The sequence below is a fragment of the Aquaspirillum soli genome (assembly GCF_054781915.1).
Map to the genome: position 1 here is coordinate 244773 of NZ_BAAGTM010000003.1, position 19957 is coordinate 264729.

The 19957-nt window shown below is 46.1% G+C and carries 17 protein-coding genes; 14 read left to right on the plus strand and 3 right to left on the minus strand.

Annotation, left to right across the window (positions count from 1 at the left end; all coding sequences use genetic code 11):
* Positions 1-71: 71 nt before the first annotated feature.
* Entirely contained in the window at positions 72-2129 is a 2058-nt protein-coding gene (gene metG / locus ACYVJG_RS05045; protein WP_460430083.1) for a methionine--tRNA ligase, read from the minus strand.
* Positions 2130-2259: 130 nt separating this feature from the next.
* On the opposite strand from metG, the gene apbC reads away from it, so the two are divergent.
* The 5 genes from apbC to ACYVJG_RS05070 all read left to right on the plus strand — a co-directional run bounded on the left by apbC (position 2260) and on the right by ACYVJG_RS05070 (position 8689).
* Complete coding sequence (apbC, locus tag ACYVJG_RS05050) at positions 2260-3390, plus strand: iron-sulfur cluster carrier protein ApbC (RefSeq protein WP_460430084.1); 1131 nt, start codon at positions 2260-2262, stop codon at positions 3388-3390.
* 200 nt (positions 3391-3590) lie between these two features.
* Entirely contained in the window at positions 3591-4580 is a 990-nt protein-coding gene (locus ACYVJG_RS05055; protein WP_460430085.1) for a cache domain-containing protein, read from the plus strand.
* 12 nt (positions 4581-4592) lie between these two features.
* Entirely contained in the window at positions 4593-5717 is a 1125-nt protein-coding gene (locus ACYVJG_RS05060) for a sensor histidine kinase (RefSeq protein ID WP_460430086.1), read from the plus strand.
* Positions 5718-5755: 38 nt separating this feature from the next.
* A complete protein-coding gene (locus tag ACYVJG_RS05065; RefSeq protein WP_460430087.1) occupies positions 5756-7600 on the plus strand; it encodes an MASE3 domain-containing protein in 1845 nt (614 codons plus the stop codon).
* Positions 7601-7693: 93 nt separating this feature from the next.
* On the plus strand, positions 7694-8689 hold the full coding sequence (locus ACYVJG_RS05070; RefSeq protein ID WP_460430088.1) for a sulfate ABC transporter substrate-binding protein: 996 nt from the start codon (positions 7694-7696) through the stop codon (positions 8687-8689).
* Positions 8690-8692: 3 nt separating this feature from the next.
* On the opposite strand, the gene ACYVJG_RS05075 is transcribed toward ACYVJG_RS05070, so the two are convergent.
* A complete protein-coding gene (locus tag ACYVJG_RS05075) occupies positions 8693-10333 on the minus strand; it encodes a methyl-accepting chemotaxis protein (protein WP_460430089.1) in 1641 nt (546 codons plus the stop codon).
* A 305-nt stretch (positions 10334-10638) separates the two neighbouring features.
* Here ACYVJG_RS05075 and ACYVJG_RS05080 point away from each other — a divergent pair, with 305 nt between their 5' ends.
* Complete coding sequence (locus ACYVJG_RS05080; RefSeq protein ID WP_460430090.1) at positions 10639-11181, plus strand: heme NO-binding domain-containing protein; 543 nt, start codon at positions 10639-10641, stop codon at positions 11179-11181.
* Complete coding sequence (locus ACYVJG_RS05085) at positions 11153-12520, plus strand: ATP-binding protein (protein ID WP_460430091.1); 1368 nt, start codon at positions 11153-11155, stop codon at positions 12518-12520. Before ACYVJG_RS05080 ends, ACYVJG_RS05085 begins: the two co-directional genes overlap by 29 nt.
* A gap of 13 nt (positions 12521-12533) precedes the next feature.
* Here ACYVJG_RS05085 and ACYVJG_RS05090 read toward each other — a convergent pair whose 3' ends face one another.
* Positions 12534-14177: a methyl-accepting chemotaxis protein gene (locus tag ACYVJG_RS05090; protein ID WP_460430092.1), complete on the minus strand. Its 1644-nt coding sequence runs from the start codon at positions 14175-14177 to the stop codon at positions 12534-12536.
* Positions 14178-14362: 185 nt separating this feature from the next.
* Between ACYVJG_RS05090 and ACYVJG_RS05095 the strand changes: the two genes are divergently transcribed.
* From ACYVJG_RS05095 to ACYVJG_RS05125, 7 genes are all read left to right on the plus strand, one after another.
* Positions 14363-14632, plus strand: coding sequence for a PepSY domain-containing protein (locus tag ACYVJG_RS05095; protein ID WP_022653241.1), 270 nt, complete (start codon positions 14363-14365; stop codon positions 14630-14632).
* Between the two features lie 53 nt (positions 14633-14685).
* Positions 14686-15234: a cytochrome b/b6 domain-containing protein gene (locus ACYVJG_RS05100; RefSeq protein WP_460430093.1), complete on the plus strand. Its 549-nt coding sequence runs from the start codon at positions 14686-14688 to the stop codon at positions 15232-15234.
* Complete coding sequence (locus ACYVJG_RS05105) at positions 15206-15886, plus strand: response regulator transcription factor (RefSeq protein ID WP_460430094.1); 681 nt, start codon at positions 15206-15208, stop codon at positions 15884-15886. Before ACYVJG_RS05100 ends, ACYVJG_RS05105 begins: the two co-directional genes overlap by 29 nt.
* Entirely contained in the window at positions 15871-17157 is a 1287-nt protein-coding gene (locus tag ACYVJG_RS05110) for an ATP-binding protein (protein WP_460430095.1), read from the plus strand. The genes ACYVJG_RS05105 and ACYVJG_RS05110 overlap by 16 nt, the downstream gene beginning before the upstream one ends.
* Positions 17157-18803, plus strand: coding sequence for a phosphoethanolamine transferase (locus tag ACYVJG_RS05115; RefSeq protein WP_460430096.1), 1647 nt, complete (start codon positions 17157-17159; stop codon positions 18801-18803). The genes ACYVJG_RS05110 and ACYVJG_RS05115 overlap by 1 nt, the downstream gene beginning before the upstream one ends.
* An 18-nt stretch (positions 18804-18821) precedes the next feature.
* Positions 18822-19271, plus strand: a complete 450-nt coding sequence (locus ACYVJG_RS05120) for a DUF411 domain-containing protein (protein ID WP_460430097.1) — start codon at positions 18822-18824, stop codon at positions 19269-19271.
* Between the two features lie 92 nt (positions 19272-19363).
* Entirely contained in the window at positions 19364-19951 is a 588-nt protein-coding gene (locus ACYVJG_RS05125) for an RBBP9/YdeN family alpha/beta hydrolase (RefSeq protein ID WP_460430098.1), read from the plus strand.
* Positions 19952-19957: the final 6 nt, after the last annotated feature.

Genomic DNA, 19957 nt, shown 5'->3' on the forward strand with positions numbered 1-19957 from the left:
TTGCGCTAAAAGCTGTTGCCAGCGGTGTTTAGCCGCTGGCGCAGTGTTGTAAAAATTTTCAGAGAAAACAGTTAACCGATACGCATACCGGGTTGTGCGCCTTGATCGACATCTAACAAGAACAGACCGCTGTTATCGTCGGTTCCTGATGCACAAACAATCATCCCTTGTGAAACGCCAAAACGCATTTTGCGTGGCGCTAAGTTGGCTACCACAATCACCTTACGACCGACTAATTTTTCTGGTTCGGCATAGGCTTTACGGATGCCCGAGAAAATATTGCGGGTTTCAAAGCCGAGGTTGACGGTAAATTGCAGCAATTTATCCGAACCTTCGACATATTGACACGTTAACACCTCACCAACGCGCAAATCGACTTTGGCAAAGTCGTCAATGGCAATCGTGTCTGCGATAGGTTCGTAGTTCGCCGCTGCCGTTTCGCTGACAGCAGGGGTGCTTTGTTTATTGGCTTCAATCAGTTGTTCAATCAATTTCGGTTCAATCCGTTGCATTAAATGTTGATAAGGTTGGATGGTATGGTCGAGCAATGTCTGTTGACTATCTGCCCAAGTCAGTGGGGCGATATTTAAGAACTGTTCGACCTGTTCGGCCAATTTTGGCAACACCGGCTTGAGATAAATCGTGAGCAGGCGGAACGCATTGATTAACACGGTACAGACTTGCTGTAGCTGTTGTTCCATGCCTTCTTGACGGGCCAATTCCCACGGTTTATTGGCATCGACATACAAATTCACCTGATCGGCCAAGGCCATCACATCACGCAAAGCACGAGCATATTCGCGTTGTTCAAAGCTGTGTGCCAAGCTTTCTGCTGGGGCGGTGAGGGCATCTAATAAGCTGCTGTCACTGAGTTGGGCAGCCAATTTGCCATCAAAGCGCTTGCTGATAAAACCGGCGGCACGGCTGGCGATGTTGATAAATTTCCCAACCAAATCTGAGTTCACCCGTGCCACAAAGTCGCTCAACGATAAATCGATATCCTCAATTTTGCTATTGAGTTTGGCGGCGATGTAATAACGCATCCACTCTGGATTCAAACCACAATCGAGATAGCTACGGGCGGTGATAAATGTGCCGCGCGATTTCGACATTTTTTGACCGTCAACGGTTAAGAAACCATGTGCGAAAACGCCGGTTGGAGTGCGATAGCCGCTGTATTGCAAAGTGGCTGGCCAGAATAGGGCATGGAAATAAAGAATATCTTTGCCGATGAAATGATAAAGCTCGGTGCTTGAATCGGCCTTGAAATACTCGTCGAAATTCAACCCTTCGCGATCACACAAGGCTTTAAAGCTGGCCATGTAACCGATAGGTGCATCCAACCAGACATAGAAATACTTGCCGGGGGCGTTGGGAATTTCAAAACCAAAGTAAGGCGCGTCGCGTGAAATATCCCAATCTTGCAAACCACCTTCAATCCACTCATTCATCTTATTGAGTGACTCTGCTTGTAAGTGGGGTTGGTCACGGCCATCAGAGAGGGGGCTGTGGCCAGCCGTCCAATCCCGTAGGAAATCGGCACATTCCCCTAAACGGAAGAAGAAATGTTCCGACTCTCGTAAGACCGGCGTGGCGCCACTGACTGCGGAATAGGGGTGAATCAATTCTGTGGGGCTATAAGTTGCGCCGCACACTTCACATGAATCGCCGTATTGGTCTTTGGCATGACATTTCGGACATTCGCCTTTAACAAAGCGATCGGGTAAAAACATGCCCTTTTCTGGATCGTAGAGCTGTTCAATGGTGCGGCTGACGATTTTGCCGGCATCGCGCAGCTTTTGATAAATGTCGTAACTGTAATGACGGTTTTCGGGGCTGTTGGTGCTGTAATAGTTGTCGTAACCGATGTGAAAACCTTGGAAATCGGCGAAATGTTCAGCATGAACTCGTTCAATCAGTTGTTCGGGGGTGATGCCTTGTTTTTCTGCTGCCAACATAATGGGCGTGCCATGAGTATCATCCGCACAAACATAGTGACAAGTATGGCCGCGCATTTTCTGAAAGCGTACCCAAATATCGGTTTGGATGTGTTCAACCATGTGGCCAAGGTGAATCGAACCATTGGCATAAGGAAGGGCGCTGGTGACCAGAATTTTGCGTTGTGTCATGGCGTAACGGTCTCGAATACAGTTAGAAGTCAAAACGCAAGTATACCGCAGCCACGGCCCAGACCGGTGATGCTGGTCAGGATGAATAAAAGTTGATTAAAATAGTCGGATATTACTTTGGAGCCCAGCCATGTTTGCCAAAATTAAACAACTTTTACAAGGTCAGCCTACCGCGACCTACACCGAACAACAGTTGCGCGACCATCTGCAAACCTGTATCGACCCCAATACCGGCCATGATGTGGTGACAGGTAAAACCATTCGCCGTATTCAATTACAAGGCAGTGTGGTCGAAGTGGACGTGGTGTTGCCGTATCCGGCAAAAACCCAGTGGGCCACATTAGAGCAACACATCGCCGATCATCTGTTGCAGTTAACCGACATTAGTGAAGCGCGTGTTGCAGTGCGAAGCGAGATCGTCAGCCATGCCGTACAGCGTGGCGTGCCTTTGTTGTCGGGGGTGAAAAATATTATTGCTGTTTCCAGTGGCAAAGGTGGGGTGGGTAAATCGACCACGGCGGTTAACTTAGCGTTGGCCTTGGCCGCAGAAGGGGCGCGAGTTGGTATTTTAGATGCTGATATTTACGGCCCTTCACAACCTTTGATGATGGGGTTGGCTGGCCGTCGTCCTGAATCTCCTGATGGTAAATCAATCTATCCCGTTGAAAACTACGGTGTGCAAACCATGTCGATTGGCTATTTGGTGGATGAAGATCAGGCGATGGTGTGGCGTGGGCCGATGGTGACGCAAGCGTTAATGCAGCTGCTGAACGACACCCGTTGGGATGAGGTGGATTATTTAGTCATCGACTTGCCGCCCGGCACAGGAGATGTGCAATTGACTTTGTCACAAAAAATTCCTGTTACCGGCGCGATTGTGGTGACCACGCCGCAAGATATTGCCCTGCTTGATGCCAAAAAAGGCCTCAAGATGTTTGAAAAGGTCAATATTCCGGTATTGGGCATTGTAGAAAACATGGCGATGCACATTTGTTCGCAATGTGGCCACACGGAAGCGATTTTTGGCCACGGTGGCGGTGAAAAAATGGCAGCGCAATATGGCGTGGAGTTGATTGGTCAACTGCCGCTGGATTTGTCGATCCGATTGCATACCGATGAAGGCAAGCCCTCGGTTGTTGCTGATCCAGATGGCAAAATTGCAGAAATCTACCGTCAAATTGCGCGCAAAGTGGCAATTAAAGTCGGAGAAAAAGCACGAGACTATTCGAGCCGGATGCCAAAAATTGTGATTCAAAATTAAATGGCTTTCTGATTGGTTGGCAAGGCCCTGTTGTTGGTGCCACAACAGGGCTTTTTTATTGAGATTTCGCAAAAAATATAAATATGATAGATTGTATAATAATGTCAGTTATCGCAGTGCTGATCTTCTAAAGTGAAAAAACTTTTTTCTATTATTTTTTCACTTTTACATCAATCTATTGCAGCGTTAGGGTTACCGTTATGGCACCACTTTCTGCTTCATCCTCCTTGCCTATGCAAACCATGCGGACACCGGTGTTGGCGTTTAGCCTTGGTTTACTATGTCTTCTTACCACAATGGTCTATTTCCTGTGGGCGAGTCATCAACAGGCCGTGAACAGTGCCAAGATCAATACTGATAACTTGGTGCAGGTTTTAGAAACACGGGTGGCGGCTGACTTTTCTCGTGTGGATGGCATTCTTTCTTTTGTGGCAGACGAAGTGCGTAGCCAAGGCTTATGGAGCCGCACTCCTTCAGAATCGCTATTGCCAATGCAAAAACGGCTGGCGAATTTAATTGTTGATTTTCCTGCCGTAGCAGGGTTGTTTATTTTTGATGCCGATGGTCAATTATTGTTGTCTTCTGATGCTGAATGGCGCCCGTTTTCAATTGCTGATCGTCCGCATTTCCAACGCTTGCGCGCCAACCCCTCGTTAAATTATGTCTTTTCTGACCCGTTAATCGCTCGTGCCACAGGAAAGTGGGCATTGGTGCAATCGCTGGCGATTCGTAACGCTGATGGCGAATTGATCGGTGTGGTGAATGCCCTGTTCCACCTTGACGATTTGGCCGATGATTTCGCGAAATTGGATGTCGGCGATCAAGGGCGTGCTTTACTGCGGCGGTCGGATAATTTCCGGCTGATTTTCCGCACCCCTTATAGCAGCGTACAAGAGCAAGACATCAATCAACCGATTCCACCGAGTAATGCGGTGCGCCGACAAATTGAAGCGGGGGTGAGCGCAGGTTCATTACGGTTTATCGCCTCCACCGATGCTAGACCACGCCTTGCGAGTTTTCGTGTGTTGAAAAAATATCCGTTTTATGTGCAGGTGGCTTTGGCGGATGAGGATTATTTGGCCGATTGGTACCGACAAGTGGCATGGGTATCGGTGTTTGCTGTGGTGTTAATGGTGCTGTTTGTGCTGTTTATCATGCGGATGAAGCGTGATGAGCACAGAATTGCATAGGCTAACCAAGCGTTGGCCTATCGCCAAGGCTTATTTAGCGCGTTATTTGAACAATCCAGTTTGATGGCGGCGATTGTTGATAGTGATGGGCGGCTATTAGAAGTCAATTCGCAGGCTTTAACTGTCTTACATGGACAACGGGAACGAGTGCTGGGTGCAACCTTAGTTGACTTACCTTGTTGGCCGCAGGTTGAACAACAAGCAGCATTGCAACGGCTGTTGGCTCAGGCCATTCAGGGGCAGTTGGCGACAATTGACCATCTCAATATTGCGCTACCAGACCGTCAGATCGCAGTGATGTTACATGCCATTCCGGTGCAATTAGCCGAACAGCGTTTGGTGGCGGTGACCGCAATTGATATCAGTGCGCTCAAAGCCAGCGAAGCCGAATTGCAAGAAAAAACCCATGCGTTGGAACATTCCAATGCTGAGCTAGAGCAATTTAGCTACAGTATTTCTCACGATATGCGGCAACCACTGCGGATGATTTCGAGTTATTTGCAATTGCTGCGGCAAAGTTTGGGTAATCAATTAGATGAAGACCAACAACAATTTTGTCATTTTGCGATTGATGGTGCAAAACGCCTAGATGCGATGTTAATTGGGTTGTTGGAATATTCGCGTGTTGGCCGCAAGGGGGAACCCCCTGTTTGGATAGAAAGCCAAGAGGTGTTGCAACAAGTGCTGTTATTCTTACAGCCAATGGTGCGTGAGTCGGGCGCACAGATCACAGTGCAGGGTGAATGGCCACGCCTGTTTGCCAGTCCGGATGAGCTATTGCGTTTGTTACAAAACCTGATCGGTAATGCCTTGAAATTTCGTGTGGCGGAGCGTGTGCCACATATTGAAATCCGGGCAGTGGTCGGCGATGGTATGTGGTCGGTGTCGATTCAAGATAATGGAATTGGCATCATGCCGGAGCAAGCCGGACGTTTGTTCCAAATGTTCCAGCGTTTGCAATCTCGCTCGGCCTATGAAGGCACTGGCTTAGGATTGGCGATTTGTCGCAAAATTGTTGAACATCATGGTGGGCGATTGTGGGTGGAATCAGCTGGCGAAGGCTTGGGTTCGTGTTTCACCTTTGAAATTCCCTATTTGACGGAAATGACGCTTGAAAGCGTGAAAGAAAACCAATGAATGGGTATGGTTCAGAAATTATACAATCGCTCAAGTCCATGCTAATTGGACGGCGAGCGATTGTGCCCCTACTGGCGGTGATGCTGTTAATCCCGTTAAGTTTTTTCAGCTTTTTATTGTTCCATACCGTGGCAGAACTGGTGTCTATCGTAGTGGCAACCAGTGCTTTTATCGTGGCATGGAATACCTATGGTTTTTCGCGTAATCCGTTTTTGCTTTTTCTCGGTACCGGTTTGTTGTGGTTGGGCGCCTTAGATTTATTTCATACCTTGGTTTACAAGGGAATGAATATTTATCCCGGCGTGACTGATGCCAATTTACCCACCCAAGTTTGGGTTGCAACCCGTTATTTACAGGCGCTGTTGTTATTGGCCGTGCCGTGGTTTGGAGGGCGTACGCTACACCGTGGTTGGCTGATTACCACGATGGGAGGGATTGCGCTGGCGGTATGGGCATGGATTATGTCGGGTTATTTTCCCGATGCCTTTATTGAAGGAAAAGGACTCACGCCTTTTAAAATCGTGAGTGAATATATCATCGTGTTATTGCTGATATTGGCTGGTTTACACCTCTATTGGCGGCGAAAATGCTTTGATCCTCACATGGTGGCGCTGATTTCAGTGTCGATTGTGGCCACGATTATTGCCGAGTTGGCGTTTACTTTTTATGTTGATGTCTATGGCTTATCCAACCTGATTGGCCATTTGTTTAAAATTCTTGGTTATTGGTATATCTATGTGGCGTTGGTGGAATATGCCCTAGCGGGGCCGTTCCGGTTAATGGCCCATGCCGCCACAACCTACGATGCCATTCCCGACCCGACGGTGGTGATTGATGTGAATGGTGAAATTCGCCAAACCAATGCTGCGGCTCGTAAGTTGTTCAATCTATCCGAGGCCGAGTGTGTTGGCCGACATTGCCATGATGTATTACATGCCTCACATCTGTCGATTCAAGACTGTCCGGTGTGCCAACAGATTTATCAAGGTGGAACAGGACATCGTATCGAGGTCGAGGATCGCTTAGGACAACGCTGGTTTGAAGTCATATTATCCCCTGTGACATGGGGCGAACAGGCGATGGGGATGGTGCATGTCAGCCGTGATATTACCCAGCAAAAACAGATGATGACGCAGCTGGCGCGTAGTAATGCCGAGTTACAACGCTTCGCTGAAGTGACCGCCCACCATCTGCAAGAACCTGCCCGCCGTCTTGCCTCGTATGCCGATCATTTGACTTCTCTACTAGGCAATCGCGTTGAGGATGATCCCGAAGTGGCGTTTTCCTTAAACTTTATTCGCCAACAGGCGCGGCGCCAACAGAATTTATTGCGTGATGTCGAACGTTATTTGGCCGCCGATCAACCGCGTGGTCAAATGGTGGAGGTGGATGTCAATCGATTATTGACTGTATTGTTACAACGTCTGACCCCTGCTTTACAGCAATATCATGCCGAGGTAGAGGTGCATCCAGCGTTGCCGGCGGTTTGGATTGATACGCCACGCCTCAATCAAATTTTCGAAACGATTTTAGAAAACGCCCTGCGGCATGCTCAGCCGTCCCATCAAGAGAAAACACCACCGATATTACCACTGCATATTGTCATTCACGGTGAACGTCATGTGAACAGCGTCCGCTATACCGTGTGTGATAACGGCGTGGGTATCGAGGCGACTTATCGTGAAAGGGTGTTTCGTGTGTTTGAGCGTTTACAATCGAATGCCCTTGGTGAACGCGATGGTGGTGGCACGGGGATTGGTTTGGCGATTGTGCGGCGTATTGTAGAAAGTTGTGGCGGCAAGGTGTGGATTGAAGATAGCTATTATGGCGGCTGTTGTGTGGTGTTTGAAATACCGATCCCCCTTGGTCAATATCATCAATAGACGAATTGAGAATAAAAGAAGCGTTATTTATTATTTTTTACTTGGTTGTGGGTGGGGTAAGCTAGGCGAGTCAACTCAATTAAGGATAACATCATGACTCGTTTTACATGGTTGCTTGCCGCTGTCGGTTTGTCTTCATCGGTTTGGGCCGCGCCAGTGACACTTTTAAATGTGTCCTACGACCCGACTCGTGAACTATATAAAGAGATCAACGCTGCTTTTATCAAAGATTGGCAAGCACGCAACACCAAAGACACCTTAACGATTCAACAATCCCACGGCGGTTCGGGTAAACAAGCCCGTTCGGTAATCGATGGCTTAAGTGCAGACGTGGTCACGCTGGCCTTGGCGTATGATATTGATGAAATTAGCCAAAAAGCTAAGCTGTTGCCAGCAAATTGGCAAAGCCGCCTGCCTCATAACAGCTCTCCTTATACGTCCACCATTGTCTTTCTGGTTCGCAAGGGCAATCCCAAACAGATTAAAGACTGGGGGGATTTGGTCAAGCCTGGGGTGCAAGTGATTACCCCTAATCCAAAAACATCCGGTGGTGCGCGTTGGAACCATTTAGCTGCGTGGGGTTGGGCATTAAAACAGCCGGGGGCCACCGAACAAAAAGCAAAAGACTATTTGCGCGCACTCTATAAAAACGTTCCGGTACTGGACACAGGGGCGCGTGGTTCAACCATGACTTTTACCGAACGTGGGATTGGTGATGTGTTATTGGCATGGGAAAACGAAGCCATTTTGGCAAAGAAAGAATTAGGGCCCGAAAAATTTGATATTGTGGTGCCCTCGCTATCAATTTTGGCCGAGCCGCCAGTGGCAATTATTGATAAGAACGTCGATAAAAAAGGCACACGACAGCTGGCGACGGACTATTTGAAATTCTTATACACCCCACAGGCACAAGCCTTGATTGCCCAGAATTACTACCGACCTATCGATCCACAGGTCGCTACCCAATATCGCAATACATTCCCGCAGGTCAAACTATTCTCGATTGCCGATTTAGGCGGTTGGGCAAAGAACCAGACAGCGCATTTCTCAGATGGTGGCGTGTTTGACCAAGTGTATGGTGTGAAATAAGTTTTAGCCCTTAACGCGGTATTGCGTAACGGATTTTTCCATACGCAATACCATTTTGTTTAGGTGTGCAACGGTGTCACTGGTAGACGACACCACCACCCGATTTTGTTCTGTCATTACCGCAATTTGTCCCAAATGTTCTTCTAGGGTATGAACGGCTTGATTTTGCTGTTGGGCAGAAAATGAAATCTCACTGACGCGTTCAGTCGTGGTTTGCATTTTTTGGTTAATGTCATGCAATGCCCCTTTTGCTTGTTCAACCAGTTGTACCCCTTGTTCTACATGCTGCGCCCCCGAACGCATTCCCGCCACCGCCTTGACCGTTTCTTGTTGCACTGCCTGTACCATGCGGCTAATGTCTTCAGTCGCCATGCTAGTGCGTTCTGCGAGTTTGCGGACTTCATCTGCCACGACTGCAAAACCCCGCCCCGTTTCGCCGGCTCTTGCCGCTTCAATGGCTGCATTCAACGCTAATAAATTAGTCTGTTCAGCAATGTCTTTAATCACTGCTGTGATACGGGAAATTTCTTCCGACTCTTGCCCTAATTGTTCAACTTGTTGCGCTGACGCTTTCACTGCATCGGCTAAATAGACGATGGTTTGGCTGGCTTGATGTGCTACCACACTACCTGCCTCAGAGGATTGTTTGGCCGAGGCGGAAACCTGACAGGTGTGGCCAGCACTGTTGGCAACATCGGCGATGGAACGGGTGACAGCACTGATTTCATGGGCCGCAGAGGAACAGGCGATATTCTGTTGTTGTGCCGCAACGTGTACTTGGGTCATGCCTTGTTCCACCTCGTTGGCAATATCGCGAACTTGGCGCGCGGCATCTCCCATACATTGAATGGTGGCTTGTACTGAAGAAACAAAACGATCGACTTTTCTGGCAATAATGCCGAGGGGGTCTTGTCGTTGTAGGTCAAATCGTTTGGTTAAATCACCTGATAGCAACAATGTTTCAAGGTAATCGGTCAGTTGTTGTAAGCCCTTTTGAAATGCTGGCATGAAAACCAGCATAAAAAATAAGGTGATGGTCAACAACAAGGTAGCCAGTATGGGTAACACCTTGTCTAACCACGTCCATCCCAACACGACACGCAATAAAAACAAGCCGGTAAATAACAAGCAACTGCCACTCAATAGCCAAGGCTGAACTTCGGAACAGCAAAACAAAGCCCATAAGGAACGACGTTTGGGGACAACCCGACCGTGAAAAACACGGATAGAACGATCACCCTGTTGCAGGCGTTGATAAGCAGCTTTGGCTGCCATCACATCTTCAACCGTCGGACGGGTTCGCACCGACTGATAACCGACAATTTTCCCCTCTTCACGGACAGGAGAAGCATTGGCAACCACCCAATAAAATCCACCATCTTTGCGCCGATTTTTCACAATGCCGCGCCAAGGTCTGCCCGATTTCAGGTCTCGCCACATATCAGCAAATGCTTCGCTAGGCATATCAGGATGCCGCACCAGATTATGAGGCTGGCCAATCATCTCTTCTCGTGAATAGCCGCTGATGTCCACGAAAGCCTGATTCGCCTCAACAATTTTTCCCTTGAGGTCAGTCCGAGAATAGATAAATTGTCCGGCTGGAACCTGTGTCTCAACCTCGGTGGTAAAAGATTGGGCTTTCATGGCGTTGTCCATTTTTTGTTGATTTTGATGTTTTTATGCTGTCTTTTTTTGAGTCAAGCCAAAATTTTGGCGACTGACTCCGTATCTTTCCATAAATTTTGAACAAAAATTCTATTTTTTGCAATTATAATCAAATGGTTTCGTGAATTACTGAGCGTGCGTTGTCAATTTTGTTTCATTTTATTTGTTTCATTTGTTAAAAATAACTAAATTGTTGGTATTTTGATTTAAGGATAAGGTGTTGGTGTTGTCAGAGCATTTTTGTTATCGTGCTAAAGGCAATGACAACCAGCATGGAGAGCCAGATGAAAGGCGTCGTATTTACAGAGTTTTTGGAAATGGTCGAGGCACGTTTTTCGGCTGATTTGGTCGATGATGTGATTGATGCGGCTAACCTGCCATCGGGTGGGGTATATACCGCTGTAGGCACCTATCCCCATGAGGAAATTGTGGCGTTGGTGCTGGCGCTGTCACAACAAACCGGTTTGAGCGTGCGAGATCTGTTGTTGGCGTTTGGTGAACATCTATTTGGTCGTTTTGTGCAGGGGTATCCTGCTTTTTTTGTCGGTGTAACCGATGCTTTTCAATTTTTAGCTGGTATTGAAGACATTATTCATGCCGAAGTATTAAAATTGTATCCTGATGCTGAGTTACCGCGCTTTATCATAGAACACCACGACACCACAAGACTGCAATTGCTCTATCATTCTGGTCGGCATTTTGAAGATTTAGCAGAAGGTTTGATGCGCGGTTGTGTGGCCCATTTCGGTGGTGAAATTAACATTAGCCGTGAATCTATCGGAGAAGGCGATGCACGCCGTGAACGCTTTATGCTCACCCGTTGTTAAATCGGGTACCACTCAGGATGAAGTCAGCCGCCTCACGCGGCGGCTTGAACGTGAACGCGCGGCACGCAAACAAGCAGAACAATTATTAGAGCAAAAAAGCCTACAGCTGTATCACATCAACCAACAGTTACAGCAATTAGCCACCAATCTTGAACAGCAAGTGGCGGAACGAACCGCAGAATTAACACAAGCTTTAGAACGGGCAGAAGCGGCGACCCGCGCAAAAAGTGAATTTTTGGCCATGATGAGCCACGAAATTCGCACGCCAATGAATGGCATCTTGGGCATGACACAGCTGTTGGAATTATCACCGCTGTCGTCTGAACAACAGCAATGTTTAGAAACCATTCGCAGCAGTGGTGATGCCCTATTGGTTCTCATTAACGATATTCTTGATTTTTCTAAAATTGAGGCTGGCCGCTTAGAACTGGAGCAAAGGGCGTTTGACCTACGCAAAGAGCTACAAAGCACACTTGACTTATTTCAGCCGGCTGTTCACCAAAAGAATCTACACCTCAACGTGGCCATCAAGGGTGAACTGAATCACTTGGTGATAGGTGATAGCACTCGCCTGCGCCAAATTCTCTCTAATCTACTCTCGAATGCCATCAAGTTTACGCCACGTGGTCAGATTCAAGTCCATGCAGAATATGTTCTCTCTGAACATGCGGTGGAATTGCGGTGTGCGGTACAAGATAGTGGAATCGGTATCCCACCAGAAAAGCAAAGCCGTTTATTTCAAGCTTTTACTCAAGCCGATGCTTCAACCACTCGGCAATATGGTGGGACTGGTTTAGGGTTGGCGATTTGTGCCCGACTGGCAGAGGCAATGCAAGGTTGGATTACCGTTGAAAGTGAAGCTGGCGCAGGGGCTACTTTTCGGTTTGCGGTACGGTTTGGGATTGGTGAAGCGTTATGCAGTACAGCGCCTAGCATGGTTCAAACAGAGTCGATGGCCACACAGTCGGTGCGCGCACTGGTGGTCGATGACAACGCTGTCAATCGCACTTTAACAGTCGCTTTGTTGGCTAAATTAGGGATTCCTGCTGATACGGCGGTCGATGGAGCGGTGGCGGTGGAACAAGTACAGCAACATCAATACGATATTGTGTTTATGGACATGCAAATGCCGGTGATGGATGGTATCTCGGCAACACAAGCCATTCGCCAATTACCATTAGCCATACAACCGTATGTGATCGCTTTAACTGCGAATGCGTTTGAGAGTGACCGTGAAATTTGTTTGCAGGCAGGTATGGACGATTTTCTCTGTAAGCCATTTCGATTAGACGATTTGAAAAAGAAATTGGCCGCTTTTCAGCGGCCAACAGCGGTATAGATCCAATGAGAGCTTAGAGTTGGAAGTGTTTAATCAACTCGCGCAGTTGCGCTGCCACCTGTTCTAAATCTTTTGCTGAGTGCATGGTGTGGTCCATGGTGCCACTGATTTCCTGCACGGTTTGGGCCACAGTTTCAACCCGTTCTGAAATAGCATTGCTGGCAGCATTTTGTTCACGAATGGCGTGCGCCATCTCTCGCACATGGTCGAGTGTACGCAATGCGCCCTGTTCGATTTGATGCAGCGACTCGGCGGCGGCTTGTGCTAAATCAACCCCCTGTTTTACCTCCGGCAACGCGCTATCCATTGAGGCAACGGCTTCGCCGGTTTCTTTTTGGATGCTGCTAATCATCTGCTCAATTTCAATGGTTGCCGAGGAGGTTCTTTCTGCGAGTTTACGCACCTCATCTGCCACCACTGCAAAACCTCGACCTTGTTCTCCGGCCCGAGCTGCTTCAATCGCGGCATTCAATGCCAACAGATTGGTTTGGCCTGCAATATCCTTAATTACATTTGCAATCGAAGAGATACGATTGGCCTGTTCATAAAGATTGCGAATTCGTTCAGAACCACAGGCAACGGTACTTGCAATGCTTTGTATGGCCACGGCTGCCTGATCGACACGCGCCTTGCCTTGTTTCGACAAGTTGGCGGCGGTACAGGAATCGGCCTCGGTTTTCTCTGTGCTGTCTGAGATATGACTCGACGTGGCGGTCAATTGTTGAATGGCTGCTGCCATCGAATTGGTTGCATCGGCTTGGTCATCGGTATTTTTGGCTAATTGCGTCGATGCAACATGAATTACTTTTGCATGCTGAACCAGCAAATCGGCATTATGATGAATATCCGTCATGATGTTGCGTAACGATTGCACCATGCTGGCGAGGGCATGGACAAGGCTGCCGGGCTGAGTTTTGCCGAGATCGGCATTCAGTTGGCCTGCTGCGACCTGCTGCATGATCTTTGTCGCCCAAGCAGGTTCTCCCCCCAACTGGTTTAATACACTCTGTGTGACCAACCAACAGATGCTACCAATCAGCAACAACACTGCCGCAGCAATACTGCCTTGGTAGAGCAAGGCTTGGTGAAAGGCTTGTTTGACTTCATCGATATAAACCCCAGTGCCAACAATCCAATTCCATGCCTGAAATTTTTGGGCATATAACAATTTTGGATAAAGCGTTGGGTCGTTATTGCTCTTGACGAAGTGGGTGTCCATATAGGTTTTGGTTTGCTGTTGTAACAGCTTAGCCAGTTCAAGGATGATTTTCTGGCCATTACCATCCTCGATTTTTTCCCCCATCGGCTTGCCTTCCCATTCGGGTTTCAATGCGTGCATCACACTGACCCCCTCGGGCGTCCAGATATAGAAATAGTCACTTTTTCCATCTGGACCATTAAAGCGGATTTGGCGGATGGCTTCTTTGGCTAAGCTTTGCGCTTGCTCACGGCTTAGCCGGCCACTGCTTTCTTGGGCATAGTAGTAATCAAGGATGTTGTAAGCCCCTTGGGTTAACGCACGAATTTGTGCCTTACGCTCCTCTAACATCAGCGTTCGGACATGCAGTGCCGAGACCGCTGCGAGCGTAAGCACGCCAAACAACGCAATTAACACCACCAGCCATAGCCGAATCCGCAAAGAAAATTTGTTTAACATAGTCAATCACGATACAAAATTGCGAGTAATGAAGTATAGATGAGGCTTTTTCTGCTTGCTGTTAAAAATTTTGGTCTTGATGATATTTCTTCGCTGCTTGTGACCTACTTAAGTTAGGTTTGAATCTCTCCCTGTCTAATGGTCCCTGCCGAACTTGTGGTAATGACCTCGATAGGGAGAATGTAATGAAGAAACTGTTATCTGCTGTTGCCGTGGCGTTGTTGTCTGGTGTTGCTGTGGCTGGCCCAACCTGTACCCAAGCAGAACCAAGCACTTGGCAAAATCAGGATAAGTTCCAAGCACAATTGGTTGAGCAAGGCTATCAAATTAAGAAATTCAAAGTGACCGATGGTAATTGCTATGAAATCTATGGCAAGAACAAACAAGGTCAGAAAGTGGAAGTCTATTTCAATCCTGTTGATGGTAAAGTTGTGAAAACCAAGACAGAATCCTAATTGATTTCAACGAAAAAGCCAGCTGCTGCTGGCTTTTTCTATAGAGAACGATAATGCAAAATAAAGTATTGGTATGGGACAAATGGGTTCGTACCTCACATTGGCTAGTCGCAGGGCTATTTTTCATTAACGCATTTTTAACTGAAGAAGGCGATGAAATTCACCGTTACTTAGGTTATGCCATTTTCGCTATTATGTGTATTCGCTGGATATGGGGCTTTATCGGTACTCAGTACGCAAGATTTTCCTCTTTTTTCCCTACGTCACAACAGATTGTATTACACATTAAACATATTCATGATGGAGAAAAGCATGGTTTAGGGCATAATCCCTTAGCTGCCATGATGATTTTTGCTTTATGGGGTGTAATGTCAGCCTTAATTGTTAGTGGCTGGATGATGACATTAGATCAATTTTGGGGTGAGGAGTGGGTTGAAGAGTTACACGAATGGCTAGTTAATATGATTTATGTCATGGTTTTTATTCATGTGACAGCAGCTATTCTTGAAAGTTTCTTGCAAAAAGACAATCTGATTGCTGCCATGATTCATGGTAAAAAGAAGGTGAAACTTAATGAACAATCCAGTAAAAGAGAAGTATAAGCTATTTCTATTAGAAGACGATCCAATCTTAGGTGAAAGCTTATTAGATGGTTTATGGGATGCGAATTTTGAGGTCACTTGGTGTCAGGATGGATTGCAAGGTCTAGCGCAACTACAAAACAATCATGATTATCATGTGCTGATTTTAGACTTGGGTTTGCCTGGGTTGGATGGTGAAGTGTTACTAAAAACATTACGTCAATATAAAAACGCCATTCCCACATTAGTGCTCACCGCTCGTGGCCAATTAGACAGCAAAATTGAGTTACTGAATGCTGGAGCAGATGATTATTTAGCTAAACCCTTTAATTTGGCAGAGTTGATTGCGCGACTACAGGCATTGATTAGACGAACCCACAAAAAGACAGTGAGTTATATCGTATGGCGTGATTTGCGTATGACCCATGATGCTTCTATGGCGTGGAAAGCAGAACAACCTTTGTTGTCGAGTGCCATTCTATTGCGTCTGCTGCATGCTTTTATGACACATCCGCAACAAATATTGTCTTATCAACAACTCAATGATTACCTGTATGGTAATGCAGTGGAGCATGACAGTAATCCGTTGGCTTCGCATTTATCACGGCTTAGGAAAATGTTAGGTGACACCTACATAGAAAATATTCGAGGTGAAGGGTGGCGGCTCAATTAAAAAAACACTCTATCCTATTGAATCTCAGTGTCAATATTTTTCTTGGAATTATGATTGCTACCTTTGTGATGTTAGCGTTGGTGGCCAGACAGGTTAGTCACGAAGTGGATGAAATCATAGAAACTCGTCTAGTTGAAGCGGCGCGATTTTATCAACTATTACCAAAACAGGTTCTGATGCAAATTCCAAGTGATTTGGTTTTAGATAAGGATTATTCTTTATTCGCTAAGTATAGTTTGTACAATATCAAAACCAAGCATCTGATAGCTACCAATCAATTTCCACCTTTCCCGATTGATGCCACCGGAAAAATTGATCTGGCTGACACTTCTTGGCAAACACACAGTGAAATTAAAAACGATCAAAAAATCATCGTCGCTATCTCGTTAGATGTGCGTAATTATCTTGCTGCAGATGTAGCAAAAGATGTTTCACCTGTGGTGATGATTTGTTTATTGTTGTTGGGCATTGCGATGATTTTTGGTGTATGGCGCGGCCTTGCACCATTAAGGCTATTTTCTCAAGAAGTGGCTTGTCGCCCAGGTGACGACTTATCTGCTTTTACGATGCCTGTACCGAAAGAAATTGAAGTATTGCCACAGGCTTTGAATCAACTATTGATTAGAATCGCTGAATTTAGACAGCGAGAACAACGTTTTGTTGCTGATGCTGCGCATGAGCTCCGCACCCCTTTGGCAGGGATTTTATTGAGCTTAGATGTGATAGAAACTACACAACGCCAAGAAGCAAAACAACGCGGTCTACGTAATATTCGTTTGTCTACTCAGCGTGCTCACCGTTTGGTTGAGCAATTACTCTTATTAGCGCGTGTTGATAGTCAGGTGATGACGCTTAAACAAAATAGCTTAATTGAAGTGGTGAAAAATAAATTACAAGAAATTAAGTGTGATGGCGGGATAAAAATCGATTTTTCTACTTCAGATGAAACGGATTGTCTGGTTCAACTCGATGAAGATTTGATTGCTGTGATGTTGAGAAATGCTATTGACAATAGTGAGAAATATGGTGCTAGTATGGTACAGGTTTCTGTCAATAATAATTGTCTCACCATAGAAGATAATGGGCCTGGGGTGTCCGAAGAAGTATTAGCAAACCTTGGTAACCGTTTTTATCGTCCAGCTGGTCAAAAAATAAGTGGTTCTGGTATTGGTTTATCACTTATTAAAGAAATTGCTGCTCTCCACCATGCTGAGGTGAACTTTTCCTCCCCTGCTGGTTTTTCGATTACCATTCAATTTCCCTCTGTTTAATGATGTTAAAAATTAATTATCGAAATTTTTTATTTCAAAAGCCAGAAAAAATAGCCTTGCTTTGCACACTGTTTTTTATTGTAGTTTTTAACATTTCTTTTTGGCAGCATCTTTCTGCTTGGTTGAGTCCGATGGGGCTCGATGAGTTCACCGTTATCTTCATGGTTTTTTTGCTGATTGGTGCTGTTTTATATTTGGTTTTTTGTTTGTTGCTTATTCCGTTTTTGTTTAAACCAATTGTGCTTTCTCTGTTGATTGCAACATCTGCCATTAGTTATTTTATGATGCAATATGGTGTGATGATTGATAAAAACATGGTGAGAAATGCTGCACAGACTGATTTTTTAGAATCGCTTGACTTAGTTTCTTGGGGCATGGTGGTTTGGCTTTTATTAACGGCTTTGTTGCCCACTGTTTTTATAGTCAAAACTAAAATTCAATATCGCCGTTTTTATCGTGAGCTATTCGTTCGAAGTGCTTTTATCTTGGCTGCATTTTGTACTATTGCTGTTGTTGGTTTTTCTTATTATCAAGATTTTGCTTCGCTTTTTCGTAATCATCGTGAAATTCGTTTTATTGTTACCCCGTTTAACTACCTGCAAGCCACTTCTTCTTATTTGAAAGAGCATTTTGCAACGCCAAAAGAACTGGTGTTACTGGGACAAGACGCTAAACACTCGGTTAGCTCACAGCAACCGCAGGTGTTGGTGTTGGTTGTCGGTGAGACTGCACGTGCTGATCATTTCTCGATGAATGGTTATTCACGCCAAACCAATCCCAAATTAAGCCAAATTGAAGACATCATTAATTTTTCGAATATGTGGTCGTGCGGCACAGAAACCGCTGTTTCCATCCCTTGTATGTTTTCTGGCATTCCACGAGAAAAATTTGAACTTGATGTGGCAGCGGGTCAAGAAAATGTACTTGATGTATTGCGACATACTCAGCAAATGGATGTGTTATGGTTAGATAATAATTCGGGTTGTAAAGGGGTTTGTGAACGTGTTGATTCGGAGAATCTGTTTGAAAAACGGCCATCAAAAAATCACTGTGAAGGGCAAGAATGTTTTGATGAGGTATTGGTGGAAAGCTTACAACAACAACTGAAGAAAATCAGTCGTGATACGGTGATTGTCTTACATCAAAAAGGCAGTCATGGTCCAGCCTACTACAAGCGTTATCCGAAAACATTTGCAGTTTTTCAGCCAGAATGTCAAACAGCGGAATTGCAAAAATGTACTCAACCAGAAATTATTAATTCCTTTGATAATACCATCTTATATACCGATTATGTGTTAGATCAGGTGGTTGCTTTATTAAAGCAGCAACAAGGGATCAGCACCGCAATGTGGTATCTCTCTGATCATGGTGAATCATTAGGAGAAAATAATCTGTATTTACATGCAACACCTTATCTTTTCGCCCCCGATGCACAAAAGCATATTCCGATGGTGATGTGGTTTTCTCGCGACTGGCAACAAAAAAATGGCGTTTCTTTGGCGTGTATGCGTAAAAAGTCAACACAGCCTTATAGTCATGATGATGTTTTTTCTACGCTGCTTGGTTTGATGTCTGTGCAAACACAAGTCTATCAACGGGAACGTGATATCTTAGCCGACTGTCAAAAGGGGTTGTTCAATATCTGATGGTAGGGAGGAATTACGATGGCAAATCAATGGAAACCGTGGTTATTGGCGGGGTGTTATGCGTTGTTGAGCCTGTCGGCTGTTGCCCAAACACCGCTGCAGGCAGAGATGTATATGGACCCCAGCTGTCCGTGTTGTAAGAAATGGGCGGCACATCTTGAACAAGCTGGCTTTGCAGTCAAAATTCATCAGGTGGCTAACATTAACCAAACGCGACAACAATTAGGCATGCCAAGAGAATATGGTTCCTGCCATACAGCAAAAGTGGGTGGTTATTTGATCGAGGGGCATGTCCCCGCGCAGGATATTAAACAGCTGTTGTTGCAAAAGCCGAAAGCCATTGGGTTGGCTGTGCCTGGGATGGTGACAGGTTCGCCCGGAATGGAGACCCCCGGTGTGCCAAACCAACGCTATCAAACGCTGCTAATTGAAAATCCACGCTCTGCGAAAGTGTTTGCAAACCACTAAAAAGAATAAATAAATCGTTTTTTATTCGTTTAGATTGTAATGGTTTCAGGCTATGCTGGTACTTATTCAGCGAGAGCAAAGAGGACTTGGCGATGGTGTGGGAATCTGCAGTGTTAGAAGCCTTTGACTATGTGATTCAACCAGGTTGGAAAGGTTCGGAACCGGAACATTGGCAAAGTCATTGGGCGCAGCAGTTGAAGGCTTATCGAGTGGAAAACCACGATTGGGTCGATCCGACGCCAGCGGCGTGGCTGCATCAGCTTGACCAAACCCTTCGCCAAGCACACAAACCGGTGATTATCATTGCCCACAGTTTAGGGTGTGTTACCGTTGCACACTATTTGAAACATCATCCATCTGAAAAGCTTGCAGGGGTGTTTTTGGTGGCGCCGGCGGATGTGGAGCGTCAACATGCACCTGAGTGCTTGGCCCGTTTTGCGCCTGTCCCCACGCTTCATTTTCCTTGTCCTGTGGCGGTTATTGCCAGTGATAACGACCCGTTTTGTGTGCCTCAGCGTGCACAGGTTATCGCTCAACAATGGGGGGCGACATTAACGTGGTTACCTCACGCTGGGCATATTAATGTTGCGTCAGGCCATACTGAATGGGCCGAAGGTTTGGCATTATTAGAGCAATTTGCATTGCGGTGCCGACAATCTGCGCTCGCCCTCGCTGCTTAAATCGTT